The organism is Methyloceanibacter sp., from assembly GCF_035650995.1.
GTDB lineage: Bacteria > Pseudomonadota > Alphaproteobacteria > Rhizobiales > Methyloligellaceae > Methyloceanibacter.
This window is the reverse complement of record NZ_DASRGO010000047.1, coordinates 1-23,392: the sequence shown is the minus strand read 5'-3', so window position 1 is coordinate 23,392 and position 23,392 is coordinate 1. Positions and strand designations below refer to the sequence as shown.

Annotated in this window: 31 protein-coding genes and 2 tRNA genes; 18 read left to right on the top strand and 15 right to left on the bottom strand. The window is 64.7% G+C overall.

The window, feature by feature from the left end; translation table 11 throughout:
* The coding region (locus VFB18_RS04375) for a TolC family protein (RefSeq protein WP_324971362.1) at positions 1–456 on the bottom strand (456 nt) is incomplete at its 3' end.
* 213 nt (positions 457–669) lie between these two features.
* Positions 670–1,353, bottom strand: a complete 684-nt coding sequence (locus VFB18_RS04370) for a protein-L-isoaspartate O-methyltransferase (RefSeq protein ID WP_324971361.1) — start codon at positions 1,351–1,353, stop codon at positions 670–672.
* Positions 1,354–1,503: 150 nt separating this feature from the next.
* Between VFB18_RS04370 and VFB18_RS04365 the strand changes: the two genes are divergently transcribed.
* Positions 1,504–1,577 (top strand) — tRNA-Cys (locus tag VFB18_RS04365).
* Between the two features lie 81 nt (positions 1,578–1,658).
* Here the strand turns inward: VFB18_RS04365 and VFB18_RS04360 are convergent.
* A complete protein-coding gene (locus VFB18_RS04360; RefSeq protein ID WP_324971360.1) occupies positions 1,659–1,931 on the bottom strand; it encodes a hypothetical protein in 273 nt (90 codons plus the stop codon).
* 197 nt (positions 1,932–2,128) lie between these two features.
* On the opposite strand from VFB18_RS04360, the gene VFB18_RS04355 reads away from it, so the two are divergent.
* The 3 genes from VFB18_RS04355 to VFB18_RS04345 all read left to right on the top strand — a co-directional run bounded on the left by VFB18_RS04355 (position 2,129) and on the right by VFB18_RS04345 (position 3,277).
* Positions 2,129–2,204, top strand: a tRNA-Asn gene (locus VFB18_RS04355).
* A 155-nt stretch (positions 2,205–2,359) separates the two neighbouring features.
* Complete coding sequence (locus VFB18_RS04350) at positions 2,360–2,512, top strand: hypothetical protein (RefSeq protein ID WP_324971359.1); 153 nt, start codon at positions 2,360–2,362, stop codon at positions 2,510–2,512.
* 435 nt (positions 2,513–2,947) lie between these two features.
* Positions 2,948–3,277 (top strand): hypothetical protein, encoded by a 330-nt coding sequence (locus VFB18_RS04345; protein WP_324971358.1) that lies wholly within the window; start codon positions 2,948–2,950, stop codon positions 3,275–3,277.
* A 23-nt stretch (positions 3,278–3,300) separates the two neighbouring features.
* Here the strand turns inward: VFB18_RS04345 and VFB18_RS04340 are convergent, their stop codons facing one another.
* The gene (locus VFB18_RS04340) at positions 3,301–3,714 is read right to left on the bottom strand and encodes a response regulator (protein ID WP_324971357.1); all 414 of its coding nucleotides are present in this window, start codon (positions 3,712–3,714) and stop codon (positions 3,301–3,303) included.
* Positions 3,715–3,937: 223 nt separating this feature from the next.
* On the opposite strand from VFB18_RS04340, the gene VFB18_RS04335 reads away from it, so the two are divergent.
* Positions 3,938–4,330, top strand: coding sequence for a hypothetical protein (locus VFB18_RS04335; RefSeq protein ID WP_324971356.1), 393 nt, complete (start codon positions 3,938–3,940; stop codon positions 4,328–4,330).
* A gap of 93 nt (positions 4,331–4,423) precedes the next feature.
* On the opposite strand, the gene VFB18_RS04330 is transcribed toward VFB18_RS04335, so the two are convergent.
* The 3 genes from VFB18_RS04330 to msrB form a co-directional block, all read right to left on the bottom strand.
* Positions 4,424–5,461 (bottom strand): methyltransferase, encoded by a 1,038-nt coding sequence (locus VFB18_RS04330; protein ID WP_324971355.1) that lies wholly within the window; start codon positions 5,459–5,461, stop codon positions 4,424–4,426.
* Between the two features lie 84 nt (positions 5,462–5,545).
* The gene (locus VFB18_RS04325) at positions 5,546–6,022 is read right to left on the bottom strand and encodes a DUF1036 domain-containing protein (protein ID WP_324971354.1); all 477 of its coding nucleotides are present in this window, start codon (positions 6,020–6,022) and stop codon (positions 5,546–5,548) included.
* A 232-nt stretch (positions 6,023–6,254) separates the two neighbouring features.
* On the bottom strand, positions 6,255–6,761 hold the full coding sequence (gene msrB / locus VFB18_RS04320) for a peptide-methionine (R)-S-oxide reductase MsrB (RefSeq protein ID WP_324971353.1): 507 nt from the start codon (positions 6,759–6,761) through the stop codon (positions 6,255–6,257).
* A gap of 145 nt (positions 6,762–6,906) precedes the next feature.
* Between msrB and VFB18_RS04315 the strand changes: the two genes are divergently transcribed.
* On the top strand, positions 6,907–7,839 hold the full coding sequence (locus VFB18_RS04315) for a YegS/Rv2252/BmrU family lipid kinase (protein ID WP_324971352.1): 933 nt from the start codon (positions 6,907–6,909) through the stop codon (positions 7,837–7,839).
* Here the strand turns inward: VFB18_RS04315 and VFB18_RS04310 are convergent.
* From VFB18_RS04310 to VFB18_RS04300, 3 genes are all read right to left on the bottom strand, one after another.
* Positions 7,836–9,242, bottom strand: coding sequence for a sensor histidine kinase (locus VFB18_RS04310; protein ID WP_324971351.1), 1,407 nt, complete (start codon positions 9,240–9,242; stop codon positions 7,836–7,838). The two genes, VFB18_RS04315 and VFB18_RS04310, sit on opposite strands and share 4 nt — an antisense overlap.
* Before the next feature lie 284 nt (positions 9,243–9,526).
* Entirely contained in the window at positions 9,527–9,682 is a 156-nt protein-coding gene (locus VFB18_RS04305) for a DUF1328 domain-containing protein (protein WP_324971350.1), read from the bottom strand.
* Positions 9,683–9,776: 94 nt separating this feature from the next.
* Positions 9,777–10,121: a response regulator gene (locus VFB18_RS04300; protein WP_324971349.1), complete on the bottom strand. Its 345-nt coding sequence runs from the start codon at positions 10,119–10,121 to the stop codon at positions 9,777–9,779.
* Between the two features lie 193 nt (positions 10,122–10,314).
* Between VFB18_RS04300 and VFB18_RS04295 the strand changes: the two genes are divergently transcribed.
* Both VFB18_RS04295 and VFB18_RS04290 read left to right on the top strand, forming a co-directional pair.
* Complete coding sequence (locus tag VFB18_RS04295) at positions 10,315–10,512, top strand: CsbD family protein (RefSeq protein WP_324971348.1); 198 nt, start codon at positions 10,315–10,317, stop codon at positions 10,510–10,512.
* Between the two features lie 162 nt (positions 10,513–10,674).
* Positions 10,675–10,830: a DUF3309 family protein gene (locus VFB18_RS04290; RefSeq protein ID WP_324971347.1), complete on the top strand. Its 156-nt coding sequence runs from the start codon at positions 10,675–10,677 to the stop codon at positions 10,828–10,830.
* 112 nt (positions 10,831–10,942) lie between these two features.
* On the opposite strand, the gene VFB18_RS04285 is transcribed toward VFB18_RS04290, so the two are convergent.
* A complete protein-coding gene (locus VFB18_RS04285; protein WP_324971346.1) occupies positions 10,943–11,755 on the bottom strand; it encodes a response regulator in 813 nt (270 codons plus the stop codon).
* A gap of 278 nt (positions 11,756–12,033) precedes the next feature.
* Here VFB18_RS04285 and VFB18_RS04280 point away from each other — a divergent pair, with 278 nt between their 5' ends.
* The 6 genes from VFB18_RS04280 (at position 12,034) to VFB18_RS04255 (ending at position 14,705) form a co-directional block, all read left to right on the top strand.
* A complete protein-coding gene (locus VFB18_RS04280) occupies positions 12,034–12,246 on the top strand; it encodes a NepR family anti-sigma factor (protein WP_324971345.1) in 213 nt (70 codons plus the stop codon).
* Entirely contained in the window at positions 12,247–12,786 is a 540-nt protein-coding gene (locus tag VFB18_RS04275; RefSeq protein WP_324971344.1) for a sigma-70 family RNA polymerase sigma factor, read from the top strand.
* A 109-nt stretch (positions 12,787–12,895) separates the two neighbouring features.
* The gene (locus tag VFB18_RS04270; RefSeq protein ID WP_324971343.1) at positions 12,896–13,165 is read left to right on the top strand and encodes a hypothetical protein; all 270 of its coding nucleotides are present in this window, start codon (positions 12,896–12,898) and stop codon (positions 13,163–13,165) included.
* Between the two features lie 73 nt (positions 13,166–13,238).
* A complete protein-coding gene (locus VFB18_RS04265) occupies positions 13,239–13,415 on the top strand; it encodes a hypothetical protein (RefSeq protein WP_324971342.1) in 177 nt (58 codons plus the stop codon).
* Between the two features lie 375 nt (positions 13,416–13,790).
* On the top strand, positions 13,791–14,201 hold the full coding sequence (locus tag VFB18_RS04260; RefSeq protein WP_324971341.1) for a hypothetical protein: 411 nt from the start codon (positions 13,791–13,793) through the stop codon (positions 14,199–14,201).
* 21 nt (positions 14,202–14,222) lie between these two features.
* Positions 14,223–14,705 (top strand): hypothetical protein, encoded by a 483-nt coding sequence (locus VFB18_RS04255; RefSeq protein ID WP_324971339.1) that lies wholly within the window; start codon positions 14,223–14,225, stop codon positions 14,703–14,705.
* A gap of 123 nt (positions 14,706–14,828) precedes the next feature.
* On the opposite strand, the gene VFB18_RS04250 is transcribed toward VFB18_RS04255, so the two are convergent.
* The 4 genes from VFB18_RS04250 to VFB18_RS04235 all read right to left on the bottom strand — a co-directional run bounded on the left by VFB18_RS04250 (position 14,829) and on the right by VFB18_RS04235 (position 19,130).
* The gene (locus VFB18_RS04250) at positions 14,829–16,670 is read right to left on the bottom strand and encodes an aminodeoxychorismate synthase component I (protein WP_324971337.1); all 1,842 of its coding nucleotides are present in this window, start codon (positions 16,668–16,670) and stop codon (positions 14,829–14,831) included.
* 199 nt (positions 16,671–16,869) lie between these two features.
* Positions 16,870–17,673, bottom strand: a complete 804-nt coding sequence (locus tag VFB18_RS04245; protein ID WP_324971335.1) for a formylmethanofuran dehydrogenase subunit C — start codon at positions 17,671–17,673, stop codon at positions 16,870–16,872.
* The gene (fhcD, locus tag VFB18_RS04240) at positions 17,673–18,578 is read right to left on the bottom strand and encodes a formylmethanofuran--tetrahydromethanopterin N-formyltransferase (RefSeq protein ID WP_324971334.1); all 906 of its coding nucleotides are present in this window, start codon (positions 18,576–18,578) and stop codon (positions 17,673–17,675) included. Before fhcD ends, VFB18_RS04245 begins: the two co-directional genes overlap by 1 nt.
* Before the next feature lie 165 nt (positions 18,579–18,743).
* Positions 18,744–19,130 (bottom strand): 4a-hydroxytetrahydrobiopterin dehydratase, encoded by a 387-nt coding sequence (locus VFB18_RS04235; protein WP_324971333.1) that lies wholly within the window; start codon positions 19,128–19,130, stop codon positions 18,744–18,746.
* Positions 19,131–19,252: 122 nt separating this feature from the next.
* Between VFB18_RS04235 and VFB18_RS04230 the strand changes: the two genes are divergently transcribed.
* The 4 genes from VFB18_RS04230 to mch all read left to right on the top strand — a co-directional run bounded on the left by VFB18_RS04230 (position 19,253) and on the right by mch (position 23,321).
* Complete coding sequence (locus tag VFB18_RS04230; protein WP_324971332.1) at positions 19,253–20,200, top strand: GHMP kinase; 948 nt, start codon at positions 19,253–19,255, stop codon at positions 20,198–20,200.
* Between the two features lie 92 nt (positions 20,201–20,292).
* A complete protein-coding gene (locus tag VFB18_RS04225; RefSeq protein ID WP_324971330.1) occupies positions 20,293–21,189 on the top strand; it encodes an NAD(P)-dependent methylenetetrahydromethanopterin dehydrogenase in 897 nt (298 codons plus the stop codon).
* Positions 21,167–22,438 carry an ATP-grasp domain-containing protein gene (locus VFB18_RS04220; protein WP_324971329.1) on the top strand — a complete coding sequence of 424 codons (1,272 nt, stop codon included), beginning with the start codon at positions 21,167–21,169 and terminating at the stop codon, positions 22,436–22,438. Before VFB18_RS04225 ends, VFB18_RS04220 begins: the two co-directional genes overlap by 23 nt.
* Positions 22,326–23,321, top strand: a complete 996-nt coding sequence (mch, locus tag VFB18_RS04215; protein ID WP_324971328.1) for a methenyltetrahydromethanopterin cyclohydrolase — start codon at positions 22,326–22,328, stop codon at positions 23,319–23,321. The genes VFB18_RS04220 and mch overlap by 113 nt, the downstream gene beginning before the upstream one ends.
* Positions 23,322–23,392: the final 71 nt, after the last annotated feature.

Below are 23,392 nucleotides of genomic sequence, written 5' to 3'. Positions count from 1 at the left end.
CTGCTCGACGGTGCGCAAGCTCTCGCGCGCAGCCTGCACCGTCGCTTTCGCCTGGCGGACGGCGTTCAGATTCTGAAAGCCCTCGAATAGCGGCTGTGTGAGCTGAACCGACCAGCCGCGTGGGTGGCTTGTGCCCGTTGGCGCGCCGCCGGCCGAGGAGATGCCAAGTGCGCTACCGCTCGCCGTGGTCCCGCGAGGACGCGAGACATCGTTGTCCGTATTCTCGAAGCCGTAGTCCGCGCTCCCCGAGATGAATGGGCGCAAGCCCGACTTGGCGAGCGCGACCTGTTCGTCGGTCGCCCTCAACCGCGCGCGCTCGGCATTCAGCACGGGATTGATCAAGTAGGCATCAGCCAGCGCCTGCTCGAGCGTCTCGGCGGAAGCCGGACGACCGGGCACGACGGCGACGAGGAACGCAATTACGAGAGCAGCCCCGCCACTGAGCCGCCAAGACACTCCCGCGCAGGCCGACCTTAGGTGCCTGCCGATGACGCCTCGCACTTCCACACTCCCGCAAGTCGGTGACGCCCCCGCCCCTACTGCGGCCGAAGCCTTGGCGCTCAGCATAAGCAGGCTCCGGCAACCACGAAAGTTGCTTTGGGCCGAATTCCATAAAAAGCTCAAGCTACTGTGGGATCGGGGCAACAGTGCCCTCACGAGGCGGAAAAGCTAGAAAGCAAAGGTCCGCGCGCGCGAGAACCCAGGCAAGGGCTTGGCCCCCGCGTCGAAATGAGGCAATCCGCTGGTCTCCCCCGCAGCCTTGACGAAGAGATAGGCCCTGCCGAGGCTCGCCTTGTTGGCACCACTCGCGACGATCGCGACCAGCCTGCCGCCCTCGCGCAATTGCGACAATAACGTGTCGGGGACCACTTCGAGGCTGCCATTGAACAGAATCACGTCGAAGGGTCCCTCCCTCGCCGCCCCTTCCGCAAGCGCGCCCTCGACGATCGTCGCATTGGCGGCGGAGAGTTCGCCCAGGAGGCGCCTGGCCGCACTCGCAAGCTCGGGCTCGGGCTCGAGCCCGATCACCGAGCCTGCAAGGCGGGCAAGAAGTGCGGTCGAGTAGCCGGTGGCGCAGCCGACGTCGAGGACCTTGTCATGCGGTTCGATCGAGGCGAGTTGAACGAGCCTTGCGAGCGCCAGGGGCGGGAGGAGATAGCGCGCCGGCGCGCCGTCGCGGGCCGGAAAGACCTCGACGCTCTCATCTATATACGCGAGGAGGCTCATGCGCTGCGGCACGAAGCGCTCGCGCGGAAGCTCGGCCATGGCCGAGAGGATCCTGCGGTCGGTCACCTCGTTGGTCTTGAGCTGCGAGTCGACCATGCTTTGGCGCTGACGCGCGAAATCGGCCATGCTTGTCCTCTGGAACCGCCGGGGTCGATTAACTAACTGGAGGGCGTGCTTATCATGAGCGGCCGCGAAGCTGCTAGCATTCCTCGGTCTCGCTTGTTCGCGGATATTGACAGAGGTGGGGGACGATCCAGTAGTTAGCGACTTTGAGATGGCCACGTGGCGGAGTGGTGACGCAGCGGACTGCAAATCCGTGCACCCCGGTTCGATTCCGGGCGTGGCCTCCAAGACTTAAGCGCCCTTAGCTCGATCTCTCCTTGCGACCCTAAGGACGCAACGGCGCAAGCCGGCTAGCCCTGCCCATCGAGCTAGCTCTTGGACGATGGCTCGCTTGCGGCCGGAGCGGTCTCAGCCTTTCCCCTTCTCCGGTGCCACCACACGGTGACCTGGCGGCGCCAGCGCCTGACGATGGGGATGTCGACCGACAGCACGAGGAGCCCGAGGGGAATCATCCAGAAGCCGAGCACGGGCAGGAAGCCCAATAGCCCGCCGGCGATAAGCACGATGCCGAGCCCGATGCGGATCGGCTTCGATTGCGGGAGATGAACGTGGCGGTCGAAAAGGCGGACCCTGTGAGCCATGCCGGCTTTCACGCCTCCTTTGGGCGAGCGAATAGGCCGGACATAGGAGTTCGCCGATGCCCCCGCAACCGCGCTTAAAGCCGCGCCGCTCTATGGAGCCGCCTCCCCGCGAAATCGAGCGGCAAGGCTCTGGAAAGCCGCGAGCCCTTTTGCTATCTAGCGGCAAGCAGGCGCTTTTCGAGGCGCAAAGACCCTATTCCCCGGTAGCTCAGTTGGTAGAGCAAGCGGCTGTTAACCGCTGGGTCGCTGGTTCGAGTCCGGCCCGGGGAGCCATTTTTTCGCGCAGGGCGTGAACCCATACGCCTCCGCCTAACGTTGTTCGGCAAGAATCGCGCATCGTGATCAAGCGGCGGTCTCTCATGCTGAGCCTCTTCGTTCCCACAGCGCCGTTTCAAGATTGGGGCGGACCTTCGTCCGGATCCGGCCCGATGGGCCGCCTCAGCCAGGTCTTCGCGGGACTCATAGTGATCGTAAGCCTCGCGGCGCTCACCCTGACGCTCGCCCGCGCCATCGTCATGCTTTCGTTCGGCGACGTCTCGGCGCTTCCGCAAGACTTGGAGCAGCTCCCGCCAAACGCTTAGGGGGTGACCATCGGAACAGCGTGAGGAGCGGAAGGCCTCTGGCCTTCCCGCTCCAGGATCGCGCGGCGGCTTTCGCTTGCGCGCACCGCGCGCTTTCGCCGCTTTAGCTCACCGGATACTCGCGCCCGACCAGGATGCCGCATCGAGCACGAGCTCCGTGATCGACAAACGCCGGCGGCGCCGTTTGGTTCGAGGAGCAGCGATTCAGCTGCCCCTCCTTTTTCGGAGCGGGACGAAACCCGAGGGGCGTGTCGGCGGTTTTGGTTTTGCCGGCGCGTCCCCCCTCCGGTTCCCCCCTCCGCGCGCCGGCCGGTTGCGAGACGCAACGAGCAGAAGCCCAGCCGTTCCCCCGCGCGCTGGGCTTCTTCGCTCGGAAGGAACGATCGCGACTCTTCTGGGTTTTATGGCTCGGGCACGAGAGAAGGGCAAAACCCCATGTCGAAACACTCTGAGGCATGCGCGGCGCACGCGGCGCGCTGCATCGAGGTGGCGGCAAAGACCTCGAGCGCGGAGGACCGGCGTGAATTCTTGAGCTTCGCCGCCGCTTGGGAACAGCTCGCCGCCGAAGTCGAGCAGAGCGAGCGGCTCGCCGCCTTCATCGATGGGCTAGGCGCGATCGAAGATAGCGCGATCGCAACGGACGAGCGGCCCCTGGCGTCCCCCGCCGGGGCGGTGCGCCGGCTCGCGCGCGCCATCACCGCCATTACCGAGGATGTCGCGCGGGACACCACGGCTCATCACCTGTCGCTTCTCCTCAAGCGGTGAGCCTATCGGCCGCGATGAGCCTCTCAGCTGTAGAGGCGAGGCGCGTTTGATCTCGCTTGCGCGAGCCGCGTGATCGCCTCGGCAAGCTTGCTCCCGTAGAGCGGCTTCGACAGCACGGTCGCCTCAGGGACTTGCTCATGGATTCGATCCATGAGGCCCTCGTCATCGCCGTAGGCGGTAACAAAAATCACCGACGTGGCAAATAGATCGTAGACTTGCCTCGCGACCTCGATGCCGTCGCGGGCACCGTTCAGATAGATGTCCATGATGGCGATGTCGGGCGGCTCATCCATCGCGATCTGAAGGGCCTCCCTCGCGTTCGATGTCACACCGCACACCTCGAAACCCAACTTTTTCATCTGCGCTTCGAGATCCATCGCGATCACGATCTCGTCCTCGACGATGAGCGCGCGGGGCAACGATACTGTCCGAGACATAGCGTGTCTCCAGTTCCTGGCAGCGCCCACCTCGTCATTAACGCGTGAGACGCCATCGGGTGCCATGCCTCTCGATCGATTTGATGGGCACTGCGTTGATCACGGCGAAGGCTTCGTCCTGACAACATGCCGCACCCCGCTCGGCGCGCGAGGGAACCGCGCGCCGCGCTGGCGCCACTTTGCTGTGCGCTCGGAGTGGGACCGGAACAACTGGAGATAATCGATGATCCATCAGGCACGACGAGGGGCGACGATCTTGGCTGGCGTGCTGAGCGTTGCATTGACCCTTCCCGCGGCAGCCGGAGCGTTGGCACCGGGCGTGGGCGCAAGCTTCGCCGTTGGCGACCCGCTGGTGAGCAACGTCAAGCATGGCGTCAAGGTTCATGTGAACAAGCACGTCAAGATCCACAAGAACGTCTATGTGAACAAGAAGGTGGTGGTGGTGCGCCCCTATAAAGCCTGGGTGAGAAAGCCCTATTACGGCACCTTCGTCGCCGGCGTCGCCCTCGGCACCATCCTCGCCGTGAATGCGATCCCGCCGGCGCCGGCCCCCAATCTCTGCTGGTACTGGGCCAACCCGGCGCATACGCGCGGCTATTGGGATTACTGCTACTAAAACGTTCGGCGCCTCGTTCGCCGCGTCGCAGACGAAAGAGAGCCCGACATGCTCAGGCATGCCGGGCTCTTTTACGAGTGCCGCGGCAAAGTCTTAGGCGGGCACGGCCTCGATCACGGCGACCGGACGCGCTGTCGGCGCTGTCGCCACGATGCGGTTGAGCTTGAGCCCCGATGAGGCGAACAGCTCGGCGAACTCGGCCTCGGTGCGCTCCTTGCCGCCGACCGTCATCACCAGCATCTCGATATCGAGCATCTTGGCGGGGGTCGGGTCCGGATCGTCGCCGACCACCATATCGCATACGAGCACGCGACCATTCTTCGGCAGCTTCTCGCGCATCAAGCGCAGAATGGTGCGGCAGTGATCGTCGTCCCAGTCATGAATGATGTGCTTCATGATGTAAGCGTCGCAGTCGTCCGGAACGCGCTCGAAGAAGCTTCCGCCTTCGACAGCCACGCGACCCTCAAGTCCGGCGAATGCAGTCTTGGGCAGGCTCCCCACCACCTCGGGCCGATCGAACAGGACGCCCTTCATCGCCGGGTAGCCCCTAAGAATAGAGCCGAGCAGCAATCCGTGGCCGCCGCCGACGTCGGCGATCCGCTTGATGCCGGTGAAATCGTAGGCTTCGACGATGGCGGGAACCGAGGCCGACGAGTTGGCGGTCATGGCTTGCTGAAACACCTCGCACTGGGCCGGGTGCTCGGCCAGGACCTGCCAGATGTCCTTGCCGTAGGCTTTGGTGACGCCGTCGCCGCCAGTGCGCAGGCAGTCGGTGAAATGTGCGTAGGCGCGTGTCGAGAATTCCTCGCCGAACATGATCGCCATGTAGCGGAGTGAGATCGGCGCGTCGGTCTTGAGCAATTCGCCGACGGGCGTAAGGGCGAAATGGCGCTTGGGTCCCTCCCTGAACACGCCGAGACTCGCGAGCATGCGCATGACGCGATAGAGGGAGGGCGCGTGGGCGCCCGTTTTGGCGGCAAGCTCCTCGACGGGGCGGGCAGTCTTGCCCATGTGGTCGGCGACGCCGAGCCGCGCCACGCCCGACAGCGAATAGGTCAGTTGTTTGCCAAACAAGAGCTGCGCGAAAACCGCCTGAGGCGGCAGCTCGGTGTGTGTTGTGCGATCACTCATGCTTCCTCCTCGTGCCATGGATTTGCGCGCCTTGTGCCCGCGAAACATGGCCGAGGAAAGACCGTCAGGCCCACGTCGCGAAAATCACTGCGAGTGCTTGTCGTCGGAGTTGTCGGAATTGGGGATCGAGATCGTCGTTGTGTTCTCGACGAAGGTCAGGGTCACCGTCGTCCATGGATGATTGAACTTGATCGGGCCCGAGAAATCAGCGAGCCGCGCATCCTTCGCCTGGGTGTCGGCGTTGGTGATCTTGAAGGGCTTGTTCATCACGCTGAAGGAACGCTTGTTGCCCCACGACCAAGTGGTCTTGTTGCCGTCGCCGGTATCGATGGCGTCGGTCTCGGCGTGATAGAAGAACGAGGTCAGCTCCGAATAGTCGGCGTCCTCGAAGCAGCTATTCGGCTTAACTCCCGTCCAGCCCTCGGAGACCCAGCCGCTGCTCGTCTCGAAGGCGATGGCGATGTGGAGCGGGTATTTGAAGTTGTTGCAGAATTTGATCTTGGCGAGCGCCGGCGACCAGGACAAAAGAAGAAGCAGTAACGCGGCGGTGACGACCCGCATGGAACCCTCCCTGCCACCCAATTCGGGACGAATACAAGGGAGACCTTAAGCCGGAATGTCGTTCCGCGCCAAGCCACAGATTAGGAGAAGTAAAATCTTCCGGCGAGCGAAAGGGCCGGACCCCGACCCCTTCACCCCCGTATACGGCATTGGCGGGAACTCGAAACATCTGCCCGCCGGGGCCAATAATGCCGCTCCCCGGCGTTCGGTTCCGTGCTCTCAAGAGAGTTTTTTAAGTCGCCGCGGCGGGCACGAATTTCAGCGCCACGCCGTTCATGCAGTAGCGCTTGCCGGTAGGCGGGGGCCCGTCATCGAACACGTGGCCAAGATGGCCGCCGCAGCGGCGGCAATGCACCTCCTCCCTGACCATGCCGAAAGTATAGTCGGTTTCCACGGCGACGGCGCCATCGAGCGGGGCATAGAAGCTCGGCCAACCGGTGTGGCTGTCGAACTTGGTCGCGGACGAGAACAGCGGCAGGTCGCAGCCGGCACAGGTGAAGACGCCCTTGCGGTGTTCGTTGTTGAGGGGACTCGTGAACGGGCGCTCGGTGTCCTGCTCGCGCAACACGGCGTATTGCTCCGGCGTCAGGATCTTGCGCCATTCCTCCGGCGTGTGGGTGACTTCGAAGGTCTCGGCGGCGGCATTGGCTTTGGCACGCCAGCGCATGAGGCCAAGACCCGCCGCACTGAGGGCCACAACCCCGATTGCGCCCAGGGCAACGTTTCGTCGCGTAACCATGATCGCTCCTTTGAGTATTGCCGCTTTTGCCCGAAGATTGAGCCGCTCGTCTTTAGACTTCAATTCAACTTGCGCGCACGGCCGATCACGAGGCTGTTGATGCAACGGCTTCGATAGTGCCGGCGTTAGCCGGCGGAGGTCGGAAATGAACGCTGGAGAGTTACGTCTCTTGATCGTTGTCAATCCGAACGCGTCGCGGGCGGCTGAGATGTTGCCAACGCTGTCGGAGTGGTGCGCGCGCCGGGGCGATATTCAGCTCAAAGTCACTCGCGACAAGACGGAGCTCGAAACTATTTTGGACAAGGATGGCGGGGACGCCGAGCGTATCGCCATCGGCGGCGGCGACGGCAGCCTGTCTCATGCCCTGCCGCAATTGCTCAAGCTGAAGAAGCCTGTGGCGGTGCTCCCGCTCGGAACCGCGAATGACCTTGCGCGCACGCTCGGCCTCTCCACCGATCCCCTGACTGCGCTCGAGACGGCGCTCACCGGACACCCGCACCAGATCGACGTCGGGCTCGCCAACGGGCGCCCCTTTCTCAATGTCGCAAGCGTCGGGGCCGCTTCCAAGCTCATGGCGGCGCAGTCGCCGGAACTCAAGAAGAAATGGCGGGTGTTAGCCTATGCGATTGGCTTTCTGCGGTCGCTACGCCATATCCAACCATTCTTCGTCGAACTCGACATCGACGATTGCCCCACCTGGTCCGGTGCCGTCTACCAGGTGAGCGTCGGCAACGGGCGCCATCACGGCGGCGGCCTTACCGTCGCCGAGGACGCCGCGATCGATGACGGGAAGCTCGATCTCTACATCGTCTATCCCGGCACGTTCTGGCAGCTCCTGGCCTGCCTGACGCATCTCAGATTCGGGTTAATGCGGCCGAGCGTGCTCGACCGGCATACCGCAACGCGGGTGCGCATCAGGACGCCGAAACCACGGCCGGTGAACGCCGATGGCGGTCTTGCCACGACAACGCCGGTCGAGTTCAGCCTGCTCGCCAAGGCGTTGACGATCATGGTCCCGAAGGACCTCCCCTCGACGCCTCCGGGATTGAGCGCATTGAAGCAGGCGGAAACGGCCTAGCCGCGTGATGTCACCTGCGCAGCGGGAATCACGATCTCGCAGCGGACGCCCTTCTCCGGGAAGGAGAGCTTCACGTCCCCGTCGAGCGCCCGGCCGACGACGGATTCGATCATCGCCCGGCCGAACCCCGAACGCTCGGGCGGGACGACCTTGGGCCCTCCGCGCTCCTGCCAGGTCAGCTTGAGTTTCGAGGCCTCCTCGCAGAAATTCCACTGGATGCGAATCTGTCCCTCCGGCTGCGACAGCGAGCCGTATTTCTGCGCGTTGGTAACAAGCTCGTGCAAGGCGAGCCCGAGATTGTGCACCGCCTCGGGCTTCAAGATCACGTCTTCGCCTTCGATGGCGATCTGCTCGCCGAAGCGCTGCGCGTAGGTAAAGAGCTGCTGCTCGACCAGCATGCGCAACGAGGCGCCGTGCCAGTTGTCGGCAACGAGAAGGTCGTGCGAGCAACCGATGGCGCAGAGCCGCGCGCTGAAGCGATCGACGAAGTCCTCGACCGAGCGGGTGCGCGAGGCGGTCTGCCTGGCGATGGCGTGGATCACGGCAAGCAGGTTCTTCGAGCGGTGGGTCAGCTCCCTCAGCAGGAGGCGGAGCTGATCTTCGTTCGCCTTGCGCTCGCTGATGTCGACCGCGACCGAGGTGGCGCCGATCACCCTGCCCTCCTCGTCGCGCAGCGCCTCGATCATCAGATAGAAGGAGCGCTTGCGGCCGAGCAGGGTGAAATTCGTCTCGAGCTGTTGCGGCTCGCCGCTGCCCATGGCCCTGCGCTTGGCCGCCGCGATGGTCTTGGCGGCCTCTGCGGGAAGCACCTCCTCGTCGGTCTTGCCGAGAATGAGCTCGGGCACGAGGCCGGCTGGCGCGTTGTGCACCCAGGTGAAGCGCAGCTCCTTATCCTGGGTGAACACCGAGATCGGCGAGCCGCGCAACGCGATCTCGAAACGCTGCTTCGCTTCCGCGAGCTCCTTGGTGCGCGCCTCGACGCGTTCCTCGAGCTGCTGGCGCGCGGCCTTGAGCTCCTCGAAGGTACGAAGATGTGCGGCGACCTCGGCCTGGAGCCGGTCGCGCGAAGGAAGCCGAAGCAGCTCGGGCGCAAGTTTCCACATCACGATCGCGGTGGTCAAAGCGAGCAGCGCGGCGAGCGCCTTCAACACAGCCTCGACGCCGGCGGACGGCGTCCACAGGCCGGCGAGAGAGGCAAGATGAGCGAGGCCGATCGCGGCGATGAACAGGATGAAGAGCGTGGTGAGGGTCGACTCGCCGGCGTTCGTCTCCCCTCTCCGACGGTAAAGGTAGATCAGAGCCGCGGCGATGAGGAACAGCGAGAAAGCGATGACACCATCGGAGATGGCGTGGATGTAGATGATCCCCGCGGACGCCAAGTCAGAATGTTGCGCAGTCGGCATGAGAATAGTCGATGATCAGCCCGGATAAGGGCCGCAACTTCATCCCCCTAAACCGCTGTGAGGGCCAATAGTTCAGCGTGCGCAGTCTTCCAGGACCCGAATTTGGGTATTGGGTTGACTTTCGGCAAGCACAGCCGGCGAGACCAAGGGGAACCTCCTCGTCGGAAATGGCGTTTTTCTGCCATTCGAGGGCAAGCGACGCGTGACCGCTCGCCCCTCCTTAAAGCCCTCGAAACGATGACGCCCGCGGCCGAGCCCCATCCGGCTTGCGGGCGTTCTTGTCTCTAGAGCAGGGCCGCGATCAGAGTGATCAGGAACACGATCAGGAAGAGGAAGAACAGGATGCGCGCGACGCCCGCCGCGGCCGAGGCGATTCCGCCGAAGCCGAACAGGGCCGCGACGAGAGCGATGACGGCAAAGATGAGCGCCCATGTCAGCATGTGACCCTCCCAGGGTGGTGGTTCGGCGTCGCGGCGAAGGTTCCTTTTCTCTCCAGCAACGTGCGTCGTCGGCTTCGGTTGCGCGCGGGCATCCCTAGAAGCGGGCGACGGCGGCAAGTAGATCGCGTCCGGTGAAAGGCTTCTTCACCAGGGGCGCGGTCCGATAATTGGGCGGCAGTTGCTCGCGGCCATAACCCGAGACGAAGGCGAAGGGAATTCCCCGCGCGGCGAGCGCGTCGGCGATGCGGCCGACCGGCTCGCCGGCGAGATGGGCGTCGAGCAGCGCGCCGTGCACCTCCTCGCTCTCGATCGCCTGAAGCGCGTCGCCGACATTGGCGGCGGGGCCTATGACGGCGAGCCCCGCCTGCTCGAGAACGCCCGTGATATCGAGCGCGATGAGAAACTCATCTTCGACGACGAGAATGCGTGTTGCTGCCATGGGCTAGGCACCGACCCCGCGGCCCTCCTCTCCTGAGTTCATGGTATTTGCCGGCTCCGATCAAGTCCCTCGAGGCACGACACGAAGCTTGCAAGTGGAACGGATAAGCGTGCCGAACGTTAACCCGTCTCTCGTAAGACGAACCCCCCCAATGCGACCCTCGGCAGGGCCGCGAGCCAAGGAGTATGTTGCAATGAATTGGGATCGAATCGAAGGCAACTGGAAGCAGTTCACCGGCAAGGTGAAGCAGCAGTGGGGCAAGCTCACCGACGACGATCTCGATGTCGTCGAGGGCCGCCGTACCGAGTTGATCGGCAAGATCCAGGAGAGATACGGAATCGCCAAGGACGAGGCCGAGAGACAGGTCGACAACTGGATCCGCAACATGTGATGTCGCGATGTCTGCCGCGGCGGCGGAGCCTTAAGACGCCGCGGCGGACGTCCCGTCCAAGGGGCACAAGACTAGTCAAGGCATAGGGATTAGTGTCAGGTTCCCTCTGCTCGCAATAGAGCGCGGTGAGGACCGGCTTCACCGCTCCGAGGGAGAGGCGACATGCTGACGACCGTCCTCATCATCATTCTCATTCTCATTCTGCTCGGCGCGTTCCCGTCCTGGCCTTACAGCCGCGGGTGGGGCTACGGCCCCTCGGGCGTGGTCGGGCTGATCCTCGTGATCCTCTTGATCCTGATCCTGCTCAGAAAAATCTAACCCATCCGCACTTGTCGTGCTCCGTGCCAGCGGGCGTCCGGTAACCACTTTGGGTAAGGCCCCGGTTGCGGTTGCCCGATGACCTCTCACGCCGGCATGACAAAGTCAGAACTTACGCGCTCACCGCCGACGGGCGGTCGCGCAAATGCGCGCGCCGCTCGAAGAACAGCGCCTGGCTCACGATCGCCTTCACCGTATCGGGCTGATAGGGCTTGGTGATGAGGAAGGCGGGCTCCGGCCGCTCGCCGGTCAAGAGCCGGTCGGGATAAGCGGTGATGAAGATGACCGGTACCTCGAAGGACGCAAGCATCTCGTTCACCGCATCGAGGCCGGAGCTTCCGTCGGCAAGCTGAATATCGGCCAGCACGAGCCCTGGCTTCGCCCTGGTCACCGCCTTGACCGCCTCGGCATGCGTGCGCGCCACGCCGGTGACGCGATGGCCGAGCCCCTCGACGATGCTTTCGAGATCCATGGCGATCATCGGCTCGTCCTCAATGATAAGCACGTCGGTCGCGACCTGCGCGGCGATCTCGCGGCCCGCCGCTTCGACCAAGGATTGCACCTCGTCGGCAGGAACGTCGAGAATCGTTGCGGCTTCCTCGGTGGTGAACCCTTCGACCGAGGTCAGCACGAAGGCCTGGCGCGGAAGCGGGGTGAGCTGCTCGAGCCGGCGGTCGATTGCGGTTACGTGTCCCTGCGGCGCCTCCGCCTTGAGATTGACGTCGAGTGAGTTCCACAGCCCGAGGAAGGTGCGGTAGAGCGCGACCCGCGGATCGAGGCTCGTGTCGAACTGAGCGGGGTCGGAGATCAACACCTCGAGGGTCGCTGCGACGTAAGCGTCGCCAGCGGCCTGGGTGCCGGCCAGCGCGCGCGCGAAGCGTCTAAGGTAAGGAATATGCGGGGCAATCGCCTTCGATATCGGCATTGGGCTTGAACTTCCGTGTGGTTAGGTCGAGATCATTTTCTCACGAACCGGCGCGGAGTGGTAACCCAAAAACCATATCCCAGCGCTTACAAACGCTCTCAAACCAGGCTCGGTTCCCGGCCGCGGAACCATTTGGCACCTTAGGCGTTTTTCTACCCTCGCACCGTAGGAAATCCGCTATCTTCAGCGTTGGCGAGGAGAGCGGATAGGGGACGGTCGTGAACCGAGGCAGGAACAGCAAGGACCGCCGGCTCGCTATGCCAGGCGCAAGAAAGAAGATGGATCAGACCGTCGAAGCCGGGACGTCCGCCGATCACCGCGCTTCCGGCGAGGATGCGGCCCTCGCCGAGCCGGAGACGGGACTGTCTCCTAATCTACAGGCCCACATTGGCCGGCACGTGCGCGCGGTCTTCGACGAAGTTGCGCGCGAGCCTATTCCCGAACATTTGCTGCGCCTCCTCAAGGATCTCGAGCGGAGCGGAGACAAATAATTGCAGCACCAGGTGTCTGCGAGCCTGAAGGATGCCCTCGTCGCGGAGATCGGCAATCTGCGCGCCTTTGCCGTATCGTTATGCGGCGACAAGGAGCGCGCCGACGATCTCGTGCAGGAGACGTTGTTCAAGGCCTGGAACCATCTCGAGTCCTTCAAGGAAGGCACCAACCTGAAGGCGTGGCTGTTCACCATCCTGCGCAACACCTATTTCTCGGAGCGCCGCAAGCGGAAGCGCGAGGTCGAGGACGCCGACGGCACCTATGCAGCGCGGCTCGCCACCCATCCGGAGCAGCACGGGCATATGGACCTGCAAGACTTCCGCGCCGTCCTCGTGCGGCTTCCCGACGACCAGCGCGAGGCATTGATCCTGGTCGGTGCCGCAGGCTTCTCCTACGAGGAGGCCGCCGTGATCTGCAATTGCGCCGTGGGGACGATCAAGAGCCGGGTCAATCGGGCGCGCAATCGGATCGCCGATATGCTTGGACTTGCCGAACACGAGGTCGGAGACGGAGACGTCGGCCTATCCAAGTCGGCGTAAGCGCTCCCCCGCCGCTTTACCGATCGTTTGCCGGCGCTGATGTAAGCTCGTGTATAGCTCGCCAAAGGCATCCGTGCCGGGAGCCCGCAACCAAGGACTGGAGTGAGCCGTGACGACGCTCGATCTCGACAAGGCTTTGCTCGATCCCGCCACCGTGTTCCATGCGCCGCATGAGGTGCTTCACGCGGAGGGCCTCTCCACGGAACAGAGAAAGGCGATCCTGCTACGCTGGCAGGAGGACGCCGAGGACTTGATGCGGGCCACCGGCGAGGGCATGCCGCCTGAGGGACAGCGCAGCCCGGGCGAACTTCTTCGCGCCGTGCAGGACGCGATCCAAACGCTCGACCGCCAAACTTCCCATAAGGGCTGTTGCTGCTAGCTCGATCGTTCTTCGTCGGGAGGGGCGACCGTTCTTATCCGGAACGGCGCCGCTGGTCGGGCGTTTCCTCGTCATGAAGAAAGAAAGGACCGACGAGGCGCCGCAAACGCTCACCCCCACGGAAGCCCGTCAGGGAACCGGCCCGCGCGCGATCTTCTACGTGCTGATTGCCTCGCTCGCGCTTGCGGCGCTCGCGGGTCTTGCGCTCGGGCTTGGCTGGGTGACGCTTCCCTGGACCGGAACTCCTTGACACGGCTCAAAGCGCGAGCGGGTCCGCGTGCCCTACTCTCGCCCCGAGAAGAGAGAAGAGCGCGGCCGATGCAATGCCTATCGCGTGCGGTCTTGCCTGTGCGTTGATCGTTGTCGCCGCGATGCGGGCTCGCGCCGGCTGCAAGGCTGAGCTTGTAGCGATGACCGGAGAGATGCGAAAGACGTTCCGGCGACAGCTACCAGGCCTGGGCGACGGCAACCCCATGCCCGTGAATAATCGAGGGCAATCTTCTCGAGTCCCTCTTGACCCGAGCGGCTTGCAGCCAAATCTAATGCGGAGCACCGCTTGCGATGGGGAAAGTCCGTGCGAGGGTTTTTGTCGTCTTGCAGCTTGACTCTGGCGGCTGCCGCGTTTGTGGGCGCCGCGACGTTTGTCGGTTCGGCCCTTGCCCAGACGGAACCCATTGAGGCACAAGAAAATTCCCTACAGCGCGCGATCGGCGATTTCGTCGCCTACCTCAAATCCGAGACCTACGATGCCGCCTCGGAAGCCGCCCGGCTTGCCCGCGAGCACGAGGATGAGATCGAGGCAGCCGAGAAGTCCTTCCACTCCCGGCTCGCAGAGCTCGGCGCCGCGTTAAGCGGCCAGAAAGACAGAGCCGACACACTCGCCCGCGACGCGATGGCAAGGCTTGAGGCGTGGAGCCGGTCGGCGGGCGTGTCATGGGACGAGGCCGAGCGTCTCGCCCAAGCCATGCTCGATCGCCTATCCGCTTGGCTGCGCAGCCAAGCCCCGTCGCATGAAAGCGAAGAGACTGCCGTTTAAAACTGTCCAGTGAGGCGAGCCATGCAAGACAACACCCCCTCCCAACTCGATCAATCTCAGAGCAAGGCCGACAAGGAATGGTCCGAGCTCCAGCGCGACCTCGACATGCTCGGCCGCCAGCTCGCCGAGCTCAGCATGCACACGGCGCAGCTCGGCGAGCATTTCCTCGCCAGCCTTCAGGCGCGCTTCAAGGACGTGCAGGAGCGCGCGGCAACGTACCGGAGCGCCACCGAGCAGCAGTTCGAGGAGATGCGGCGGACCGCACAGACGGAAGCCGAGAGCACGTTTAACGACATGCGGACCCGCTCGGCCGAAGCGGCCAAGCAGGTGTGGGAGCGTTCCGAGCCGCTGCGCCAGGGCGCCCGCGACGTCGGCGAAGGCATGCTGCGCGCCTGGTCCGAGATCAGAGCCTCGTTCGGCAAGGCTGCCGGCCGGCTGCAGACGGGACAGACGCCCAACGGGACGTCGACCGCCCAGAGCGAAGATCGCCACGAGACGCACTAACGCTCCGCTCCGAAGTGGCATGGCCGGGCTTGACCGGCCATGCACGATTTTCCTTCCCGCAGCGTGTCAAATCGTGGATGCCCGGCGCGAGCCGGGCATGACGGAGTTCGGGAATAATCTGGGCTAATGCCCCGCCCCGGCATGGGCCGGTTCGCGCGCCCGCTCGTTCCGCTCGGCGCCGATCAGCTCCGCGCGAATCAGCCCGCGCACCGAATTGCCGAGATAGATGCGGTCGGCATCGAGAAGATCCTGCGGGGTCAGGATCGCTTCGCTCGCGGCGGCGCGCGGCAGGTCGAGCAGTTCCTCGCGCAGCGTGCCGGGAAGAAGCCCGCAGGTGAGCGCCGGGGTGAACAGCCGCCCGTCGATCTCGATGAACAGATTGGTGCGCGTGCCCTCGGTCAGCTCGCCCTTCTTGTTCAGGAACACCACCTCATCGCAGCCCGAGAGCGCCTTCTGCCGTTCCATCTCGCGGTCGTAGAACTGCCGCCGCGTGGTCTTGTGGTAGAAGAACGGGTCCTTCTCGTCGAGGCGCTGGTCGGAGATGACGAAGCGCCACACCGTGTCCTTGGTCGGGAGCTCGATCGGCGTCGAGGTAACGGTGATCCCCCCCTCCTCGGCGAGCAGGAGCCGCACCATGGCGACAGGCGCCTCGATGCGCGCCGTTTCGGCAGCCAGCGCGGCAAGGACGGCCTCGCGCGAGAAAGGATAGCCGAAATGGCCGGCGGAGGATTGCAGCCGGGCGAGATGCCGCTCGAGCAGATGCAGTCCCTTGCCCCGCTCGTAGCGGATGGTCTCGATGAGCGAAAACGGCGCGTCGGGCCTGATCAGGAACTGGGCCTTGAGCAGGCACTCGTCGAATTCGGACTCGGCCTTCGAGTCGGCGACGATGCCGCTGCCGATGCCCATCTCGCCGCCTTGCGCGTCGAGCACGACGGTGCGGATCGCGACGTTGAACTGGGCATCGCCTGAGGGCGCGATATGGCCGATCGCGCCGGTGTAAATGCCGCGCGGCTCGGATTCCAATTCGCGAATGATCTCCATGGCGCGCACCTTCGGCGCGCCGGTGACTGAGCCGCACGGGAACAGCGCGCGCAACATGTCCTTGAGCCCCATATCGGATCTGAGCTCGGCCGAGATGCCCGAGGTCATCTGATGCACCGAGCGGTAGGTCTCGACGGTGAAGAGGTCGGTCACCTCGACCGAGCCGATCTTGGCCACGCGGCCGAGGTCGTTGCGCAGGAGATCGACGATCATCAAATTCTCGGCGCGCTGCTTCTCGTCCATGGCAAGCCAGGTCTTGAGCCGCGCGTCTTCGCGCGGGGTGCGGCCGCGCGGCGCCGTGCCCTTCATCGGGCGCGTCGACATGTGCTTTCCCTCCCGCCGGAAGAAGAGCTCGGGCGACAGCGACAGCACGTCGTGATCGCCGGTGCGGATGAGCGCGCCGTAAGCGACGCGCTGCTTCCGCCTGAGCGCGGCGTAGAGCGCAACCGGATCGCCCTCGAAGGCGAAGCGATATTTGAGCGTGAGGTTGATCTGATAGACGTCGCCGGCCGCGATGTAGTCCTCGACCTTGTCGAAGGCGGAGATGTACTCAGCGCGCGTCCAGGACAGCGTGAGATCGGAAATCTTGGCGCGTTCGGCGCCGCCGTGGGAATCGAGCCAGGCGCGCGTCGTCGCGTCGTCGAGAGGAAGCGGCGCGCGGAAGAGACCGATCCAGAACAGCGGCACGCGCCGGTCGGCGGGAAGCAGGTGCCGCAACTTCGGCTCGAGGCAATAGCCAAGCTCGTAGGAGAAGAAGCCCGCGGCGTGGAGCCCGCGGGCAAGCCCCGCCGACACCTCGTCGAGCGCGGCATCGACCTCATCGGGCGAAGAGGCCTGAACCACCCGCTCGGGTTCGGCAAAGAGCAGGCTCCGGCCGCCAGGCGTCAGGCTGTCGTCGAGGAGCACGAAAGGCGAAGCGGTCATTTCAAGAGCCAATTACACGACATCCGCCCGGCATACCGAGCATAGCCCATATAGTACGGAGTCCAATCAAAACGAGTGGTCATGCCCGGCCTTGTGCCGGGCATCGACGATTTCTCGCACAACCAAAACGTGGATGGCCGGGACAAGCCCGGCCATGACGGAATTCTATGCTGGAACTGAAAATGCTCACGATCAAATCTCAAGCGACGATCAGCATCTCGCCCTTGCCGAGCGCGGCTTGGTCGCCCATCAGGCGCCGCGCTCGCGCCCCGAGGCTGATGGCGCGGCCCGTCTCGCGCAGCCAATGCTCCATGAGCCTGAGATAGTCGAACTCCATCACGCCGCTGTCGCCGAAGGTGGGAAGCAGCTCCTTGGGCTCCTCGAGCAAAATGAGGCTGCCGCGCCTCAACCCAAAGCCCGCGAACCGCCCGACGCGGTGCTTGACGATGATGGTGCCGGCCACCATGCGCCCGCCGAGATAATCGCCCGTGTCGCCGCTGACGATAACGAGCCCGCGGCGCATGCGCTCGCCGAGCAGAGGTCCGGCATTGCCGCCGATGCTCAAGAGCCCACCCCGCATGCCGAGCGTCTCGCCGACAAGAATGCCGGCCGCCCGCTCGCCGGCATCGCCGTCAATCGCGATCTCTCCGCCCGCCATGCTCGCGCCGGCAAGGGCTCCGGCGCTTCCCTTGACCGTGATCTTGCCGCCCTTCATGCCGGCGCCGAGATAGGCGCCCACGTCGCCCTCGACGAGAATCTCGCCGTCCTTCATCGCGGCCCCAATCTTGTCGCAGCGCGCGTCGGTGCCGGCGAAGGCGACCGCGCCGCCCCCCTCGCCTTTCACCTTGAACAGATCGCCGACTTTAAGCTTGTCGCGCGTGGTTCCCACGATCAGCGCCTCGATCTCCTTGCCCTTGAGCGGCTTGAGCTTGGCGGGGACGAGCGGCGACAGGTCGAGCCGCTGATCGGGCTTTGCCTTGAGCTCGAAACTGAGCGTGCCCATCAGATGAGGTCCTTGAGATGGAAATGATGCGGGCCGAGATTGCCGCCGTAATTGCCGGCGGTGATGTGGGTGATGCCCGCTTCGGCGCCGCCTTCGGCGATGGCGTGCAAGCCGGCGCGCATCGCCGCCGCGACCGCGTCCTTGGTCAGCCCGTCGATGACGATCTCCATCACCGCCTCGACATCAGCCGGAAGCTCGGTCTTCACCGCGGCCTTCAGCGTCGGGCAATAGGCGTCGTTGGTCGAGGCGATCTGGCCTTTGTATTTCGAGCCGACCTTCGAGCCCGAGCGCACGATGCCGCCGGGGAACGGCGTGATGACCTCAGGCACCTCGTCGATGGCGCGCACGGCGCGCTCGCAGGCCGCCAGCACGGCGGCGTGGCTCTTGCCGAGCACAAGCAGGTTGCCGCCACCGACCGCCTTCTTGGTGAGCCCGGTCTTCTCCTCGCAGACGAACTCGCCGTCCATCACCGGGATGCGCCAGAACCGCCGTCCGCCCACCCGCTTCGACACCTGCCAGCCGTCGCCGAAGAATCTGAGCGATGAGCCGAGCTTCAAGCTCTTCTCGCCGACAAGCCCGGCGAAGCAGGCCGAGCCTGGGCTCGTCAGCACGCATTGCCCGACGCGGTTCCTGAGCTGGGTCTGGAGCTTGTTGGTGTCCATGGTGAAGAGCAGCACGGCGACGCCGGGACGCCCGTCGAGCGTCTCCTCGGTCGAAAGCGTCCGCTCGATACCGGCCTCCGCGCCGCAGGCGATCACCGAGGTGGCGAAGCCCGTCATGGTGCGCGCGGCGATCATCGCCCATTCGAGCGTCGGCGCAGTAATGACGATCCGCGTGCCCACCATCGGAAAGGCCTCGGCGAAAGTCTCGACGATGGTGACACCCTTGACGTTCAGCTTCGACATGACGGGATTTAGCGCCCTCTCCCTCGGCTTCGGCGGTTCAGCCGCGCACCATTAAACAGGTGGGCCAAAGGGCGCAAGCGGGGGGATGAAGCAGGCTCAGATCGTCAGCCTACGGCCGGTCCCACGAGGGGAGCCGAAAGCGCAAGGATGGGGGGCACAAATCGATCAGGCTTTGGGTTTATCGTACTTGATATAGGCGAAGCGCATGTCTTCGGCGGGCGTCCCTTCGAGCGCGCCGCCCTCCTTGCCCGGCTGCCAGTGCACGACCTCCTCGATCTTCTTGGCGAGATCGAAGTCCTTGTCGGTGATGCCCTTGGCGGCGTGGTTCTTGAGCCTCACCTCGACCCAGGCATAGGAGGCGGTGATGTCGGGATGGTGCCAGGCCGCCTCGGCGAGATGGCCGACGCAGTTGATCACCATCAGTGTGCCCTTCCAGCTATTGGTGCGGAACTTCCGCCTGATCCAGCCATCCTCGAGATACCAGTGCGGCAACTCCTTCTTGAGCCGCTCCTCGACCTCTGCATCGCTGTAGGTGCGTTCGGACGTTGCCATCAGACTTGTCTTTTGAAACAGTGGGCACTTCCCCGGAACCGAAACCATATCGAGAGGCTTGCGCCCGATCAATGGAGGCCTTTTCCTCACCCTCGCCCGGCGCCGCCAAAGTCCGCCTTCCCATGCGTGTTACCGTCACCGCGACCGCGCGGCTTCATTTCGGCTTTCTCGACCCGAGCGGACGAGGCAAGCGCCCGTTCGGCTCGTTCGGCCTTTCGCTCGACCGGCCTGGCACGCGCCTTTCGCTCCAGCGGGCGGAGAGCCCACGCGTCACCGGTCCCGAGCACTGGCGCGCCGAGGGCTACCTCAAGACGATCGCGGCAAGCTGCGGCATGAAGGCCGCTCACGCGCTCACGCTCAGCGAGATCGTTCCCTCCCATGCCGGGCTTGGCTCGGGTACCCAGCTCGCGCTCGCCGTAGGCTCGGCATTTTCGACCCTCGAAGGCTTGGACCTTTCGCTGCATGAGATTGCAAGGCGGCTTCAGCGCGGGGCGCGTTCGGGCATCGGCATCTTCACCTTCGAGCAGGGCGGCGCCGTGCTCGACAGCGGCCCGAGACCTGACGGCGAATTGCCTGCGCTCGTCTCCCGCCTCCCATTCCCGGCCGCTTGGCGCGTGCTGCTCATCTTCGACGCAGCGGCAAAGGGACTGGCCGGCGCAAGCGAGGCGGCCGCCTTTTCCTCGCTGCCAGACTTTCCCGAGGCGGAGACGAGAGAGCTTAGCCGGAGACTCACGGATATCGCCTTGCCGGCACTTGGCGCTTGCGATTTCGACGGATTCTGCGAGCAGATCGGCTATTTGCAGCGCGTCATGGGCGCTTATTTCGCCCCGCTGCAAGGCGGTCCCTATAGCAGCGCCGCGGTGAGCGAGGTGCTTGCCTGGCTCGCCAGAATGGGACTAACCGGCATCGGCCAGAGCTCATGGGGCCCGACCGGCTTCGCCTTCGTGCCATCGGAGGCTGACGGCGCGGCTCTGCTCCGTGAGGCGTGTGCCCGCGCCTCTCACGCCGGGCTCAGCTTCGAGCTTGCTCAAGGCCGCAACGAGGGCGCCGTCATCGAGACCACGGTATAGAGCCGCTAAGCCACCGCTCATCGAGAGGCTTGGCCTTGGCACCGAGTATGCTAAAGCGAGGCCAACGTCACAGCAGGGAGACGCGAACGCCCATGGCGACCCCCCGGATTCTGCACATGCTCACGCCGCTCAAGCATATGAGCCCGTTCGACGTGAACATGGGCCTCGACGCAGGCTTCGATCACGCCATCCCCTATACCAATGTCACCGTCGAGGACGTCTACGGCCTGGTGCAGGACGCGATTTTCTCGCGCGGGCCGGAGGGCATCAAGCGAACCGGCATGTTCATCGGCGGCAAGCGCGCCATCGAAGCGCTCGACATGATGGATCGCGCCAAGAAGGCGATGGTGCCGCCCTTCGAGATTTCGGTGTTCGCCGATCCCGCCGGCTCCTTCACCACCGCCGCCGCCATGGTCGCCTGCGCCAAAAAGGCGCTGCGCGACAGGTTCTCGGTTGATCTCAAGGGCCTGCGCGTTGTGGTGTTCGGGGGCACTGGCGTGGTCGCCTTCGCCTCGGCCGTGATCGCGGTGAGCGACGGGGCCAAGGCTACCCTCGTCGGCTATGACGGACCCGAGCGGGTGAAGAAGCTCGCGCTCGAAGCCAATGCGCGCTTCGATGAGGCGCTCGATTATGCCGACGGCTCGACCGAAGAGCAGAAGGCGGTGCTCGCGCGCGAGGCCGACATCATCTTCTCGGCCGGTCCCGCCGGGCGGAGGCTGCTGACGACCGATCAGCTCAAGGATGCGACCAAGCTCAAGGTTGCCGCCGACGTGAACGCCGTGCCGCCGTCCGGTATCGAAGGCGTCGGCGTGAACGACAACGGCAAGCCGATTCCCGGCACCAATGCCGTCGGCATCGGCGCGCTCGCGGTCGGCAATATCAAGTACAAGACCGAATTCGGACTGTTCAAGCAGATGATCGAGACCCCGAAGCCGCTTTATCTCGATTTCAGAGACGCTTACGCCCTTGCCCAGAAGCTCGTCGGCTGACGGCCTCGCGCTCCTGGTTGCGGCCGTCTCGGGCCGCGCGCTCGCGCAAGCGGCGCGCCGGGCCGGGTTCGTGCCCCTCGTCGCCGATTTCTTCGCCGATATGGACACGCAGGAGGCGGCTTACGCCTGCTGTAAGCTCGACGACATCGCGCGCGGCTTCCGGTGGGCGAGCCTTGCACGCGCGCTCGATGCGCTTGCCGCGGCAAGCCCGGCGCCGATCTTGGGGTTCGTCTACGGCTCGGGGTTCGAGGACCGACCGGAGCTTCTCAGCCGCATCGCCGAGAGGTGGACCCTCATCGGCAACGACGCGGCGACGGTCAGGCGGCTCAAGGACCCAAAGAGTTTCTTCAGCACGCTCGACCGCCTCGGCATCGCCCACCCTGCGACAACGTGCGTAAGACCGGCACGCGGCGTGAAAGACTGGCTGGTCAAACGCGAGGGCGGTGCCGGCGGCAGCCATATCGGGATCGATCGCAGCGCGCGCAAGCGCGGAAACCGCTACTACCAGGAGCGGGTCGAGGGCTCTCCCGTCTCTGCGCTCTTCCTCGCGGACGGGACATGCGCGCGCGTGCTCGGCTTCAGCGAGCAGTGGCCGGCGCCGTCGAAGGGGAGGCCGTTTCGCTATGGCGGGGCGGTCCGTCCTGCCCGGCTTACCCCCTCGGCCAAGGAGGCAATGCGTTCTGCCGTCGAGCGCGCCGTCTCAGCCTTCGGCATCAGAGGTCTCGCCTCGGCCGATTTCATGGTGAAGGGAAAGACTGCGCTTCTGCTCGAGATCAACCCCCGCCCCGGCGCCACAATCGACATTTTCGACAGCGCCGATGCCCCGCTCCTTAAGCTTCACCTCGAGGCGGCGCAGCGCGACAAGCTTCCGCGCCAGGCGCCGAGGCCCGCGGGAGCCGCGGCCTCGGCCATCGTTTTCGCTCGAAGACGCCTCGCCGTTCCACTAACCATGGCCTGGCCCGCCTGGACCGCCGACCGAGCTAAGCCCGGAGAAATTATCGACAAAGAGCGTCCGATATGCACTGTGTGGGCCCGCGCCGGCACAACCGCGCGCGCCAAGAGTTTGGTCGAGGCACGAACGAAAACAGTCCTGGCATGCATCGAAAGTAAATGCAGGGGGGATTACCGTGAACAAAATGGACAAAAAGACGGAAGCGAGCGCCGCAGAGGGGGACCTGCCGAGCGTCAACACCGCGGTCGAGCCGATCGTCAGGTCAATGATGGACGAGGCGCGGTCGCTTCGCGTTGAGGTGACGACGGGAAGTCTCGGCGAGTGCCGCATCGATTGCGGCGTGCGCGCGACCGGCGGTCTCGAAGCCGGGCGCCGGATGGCCGAGGTCTGCCTCGGCGGCTTGGGCCGCGTGTCGCTCGAAACGACCGACGCCGACAGCGCCTGGCCGTTCATGGTGACGGTGCATACCAGCCAACCGGTGATTGCCTGCCTCGGCTCGCAATATGCCGGCTGGAGCCTTTCGGTCGACGATAACGGCAAGAAATTCAACGTGCTGGGGTCGGGCCCTGCGCGGGCGATCGGCTCTTCGGAGAAGCTGTTCGAGGAGCTCGGCTACCGCGACAAGGCGGCGAGCGCGACACTTGTGATCGAAGCCGACCGCGCCCCGCCCGCCGCTCTCGTCGAAGCCGTCGCCAAGGCCTGCAAGCTCCCGCCCGAGCGGCTCACCTTCCTCTATGCGCCGACCTCGAGCCTCGCCGGCACCGTGCAGATCGCCGCGCGCTGCCTAGAGGTCGCGCTCCACAAGGCGCACGAGCTTCATTTTCCGCTCGACCATATCGTCGACGGCATCGCCACCGCACCACTGCCGCCGCCCGCGCCCACCTTCGTCGAGGCCATGGGCCGCACCAACGACGCCATCATCTATGGCGGGCGGGTGCAGCTCTTCGTCTCGGGCGACGAAAAGAATGCCAAGGCGCTCGCCGAGGCGCTGCCGAGCCTCAAGTCCAAGGACTACGGCCGGCCGTTCGCCGAGATCTTCGCCGCGGTGAAGGGCGATTTCTATGCGATCGACCGCATGCTGTTCAGCCCGGCCATGGTGACGGTGACGGCGCTCAAATCGGGCAAGAGCTTCGAGGCGGGCCGCATCGACAGCGCGGTGCTGTCGCGCTCTTTCTCCTGATCCCCCACATGACGGCGGCGAGCCCAGACACGAGCATCGTCCTGTTCGGCGATGGCCGCGATTGGCACGGC

Excerpts from the sequence above, each read along its gene's own strand:
- VFB18_RS04370 (WP_324971361.1), bottom strand. The coding sequence starts at position 1,353 with ATGGCCGATTTCGCGCGTCAGCGCCAAAGCATGGTCGACTCGCAGCTC.
- VFB18_RS04360 (WP_324971360.1), bottom strand. The coding sequence starts at position 1,931 with ATGGCTCACAGGGTCCGCCTTTTCGACCGCCACGTTCATCTCCCGCAA.
- VFB18_RS04350 (WP_324971359.1), top strand. The coding sequence starts at position 2,360 with ATGGGCCGCCTCAGCCAGGTCTTCGCGGGACTCATAGTGATCGTAAGC.
- VFB18_RS04345 (WP_324971358.1), top strand. The coding sequence starts at position 2,948 with ATGTCGAAACACTCTGAGGCATGCGCGGCGCACGCGGCGCGCTGCATC.
- VFB18_RS04340 (WP_324971357.1), bottom strand. The coding sequence starts at position 3,714 with ATGTCTCGGACAGTATCGTTGCCCCGCGCGCTCATCGTCGAGGACGAG.
- VFB18_RS04335 (WP_324971356.1), top strand. The coding sequence starts at position 3,938 with ATGATCCATCAGGCACGACGAGGGGCGACGATCTTGGCTGGCGTGCTG.
- VFB18_RS04330 (WP_324971355.1), bottom strand. The coding sequence starts at position 5,461 with ATGAGTGATCGCACAACACACACCGAGCTGCCGCCTCAGGCGGTTTTC.
- VFB18_RS04325 (WP_324971354.1), bottom strand. The coding sequence starts at position 6,022 with ATGCGGGTCGTCACCGCCGCGTTACTGCTTCTTCTTTTGTCCTGGTCG.
- msrB (WP_324971353.1), bottom strand. The coding sequence starts at position 6,761 with ATGGTTACGCGACGAAACGTTGCCCTGGGCGCAATCGGGGTTGTGGCC.
- VFB18_RS04315 (WP_324971352.1), top strand. The coding sequence starts at position 6,907 with ATGAACGCTGGAGAGTTACGTCTCTTGATCGTTGTCAATCCGAACGCG.
- VFB18_RS04310 (WP_324971351.1), bottom strand. The coding sequence starts at position 9,242 with ATGCCGACTGCGCAACATTCTGACTTGGCGTCCGCGGGGATCATCTAC.
- VFB18_RS04305 (WP_324971350.1), bottom strand. The coding sequence starts at position 9,682 with ATGCTGACATGGGCGCTCATCTTTGCCGTCATCGCTCTCGTCGCGGCC.
- VFB18_RS04300 (WP_324971349.1), bottom strand. The coding sequence starts at position 10,121 with ATGGCAGCAACACGCATTCTCGTCGTCGAAGATGAGTTTCTCATCGCG.
- VFB18_RS04295 (WP_324971348.1), top strand. The coding sequence starts at position 10,315 with ATGAATTGGGATCGAATCGAAGGCAACTGGAAGCAGTTCACCGGCAAG.
- VFB18_RS04290 (WP_324971347.1), top strand. The coding sequence starts at position 10,675 with ATGCTGACGACCGTCCTCATCATCATTCTCATTCTCATTCTGCTCGGC.
- VFB18_RS04285 (WP_324971346.1), bottom strand. The coding sequence starts at position 11,755 with ATGCCGATATCGAAGGCGATTGCCCCGCATATTCCTTACCTTAGACGC.
- VFB18_RS04280 (WP_324971345.1), top strand. The coding sequence starts at position 12,034 with ATGGATCAGACCGTCGAAGCCGGGACGTCCGCCGATCACCGCGCTTCC.
- VFB18_RS04265 (WP_324971342.1), top strand. The coding sequence starts at position 13,239 with ATGAAGAAAGAAAGGACCGACGAGGCGCCGCAAACGCTCACCCCCACG.
- VFB18_RS04255 (WP_324971339.1), top strand. The coding sequence starts at position 14,223 with ATGCAAGACAACACCCCCTCCCAACTCGATCAATCTCAGAGCAAGGCC.
- VFB18_RS04250 (WP_324971337.1), bottom strand. The coding sequence starts at position 16,670 with ATGACCGCTTCGCCTTTCGTGCTCCTCGACGACAGCCTGACGCCTGGC.
- VFB18_RS04245 (WP_324971335.1), bottom strand. The coding sequence starts at position 17,673 with ATGGGCACGCTCAGTTTCGAGCTCAAGGCAAAGCCCGATCAGCGGCTC.
- fhcD (WP_324971334.1), bottom strand. The coding sequence starts at position 18,578 with ATGTCGAAGCTGAACGTCAAGGGTGTCACCATCGTCGAGACTTTCGCC.
- VFB18_RS04235 (WP_324971333.1), bottom strand. The coding sequence starts at position 19,130 with ATGGCAACGTCCGAACGCACCTACAGCGATGCAGAGGTCGAGGAGCGG.
- VFB18_RS04230 (WP_324971332.1), top strand. The coding sequence starts at position 19,253 with ATGCGTGTTACCGTCACCGCGACCGCGCGGCTTCATTTCGGCTTTCTC.
- VFB18_RS04225 (WP_324971330.1), top strand. The coding sequence starts at position 20,293 with ATGGCGACCCCCCGGATTCTGCACATGCTCACGCCGCTCAAGCATATG.
- mch (WP_324971328.1), top strand. The coding sequence starts at position 22,326 with ATGGACAAAAAGACGGAAGCGAGCGCCGCAGAGGGGGACCTGCCGAGC.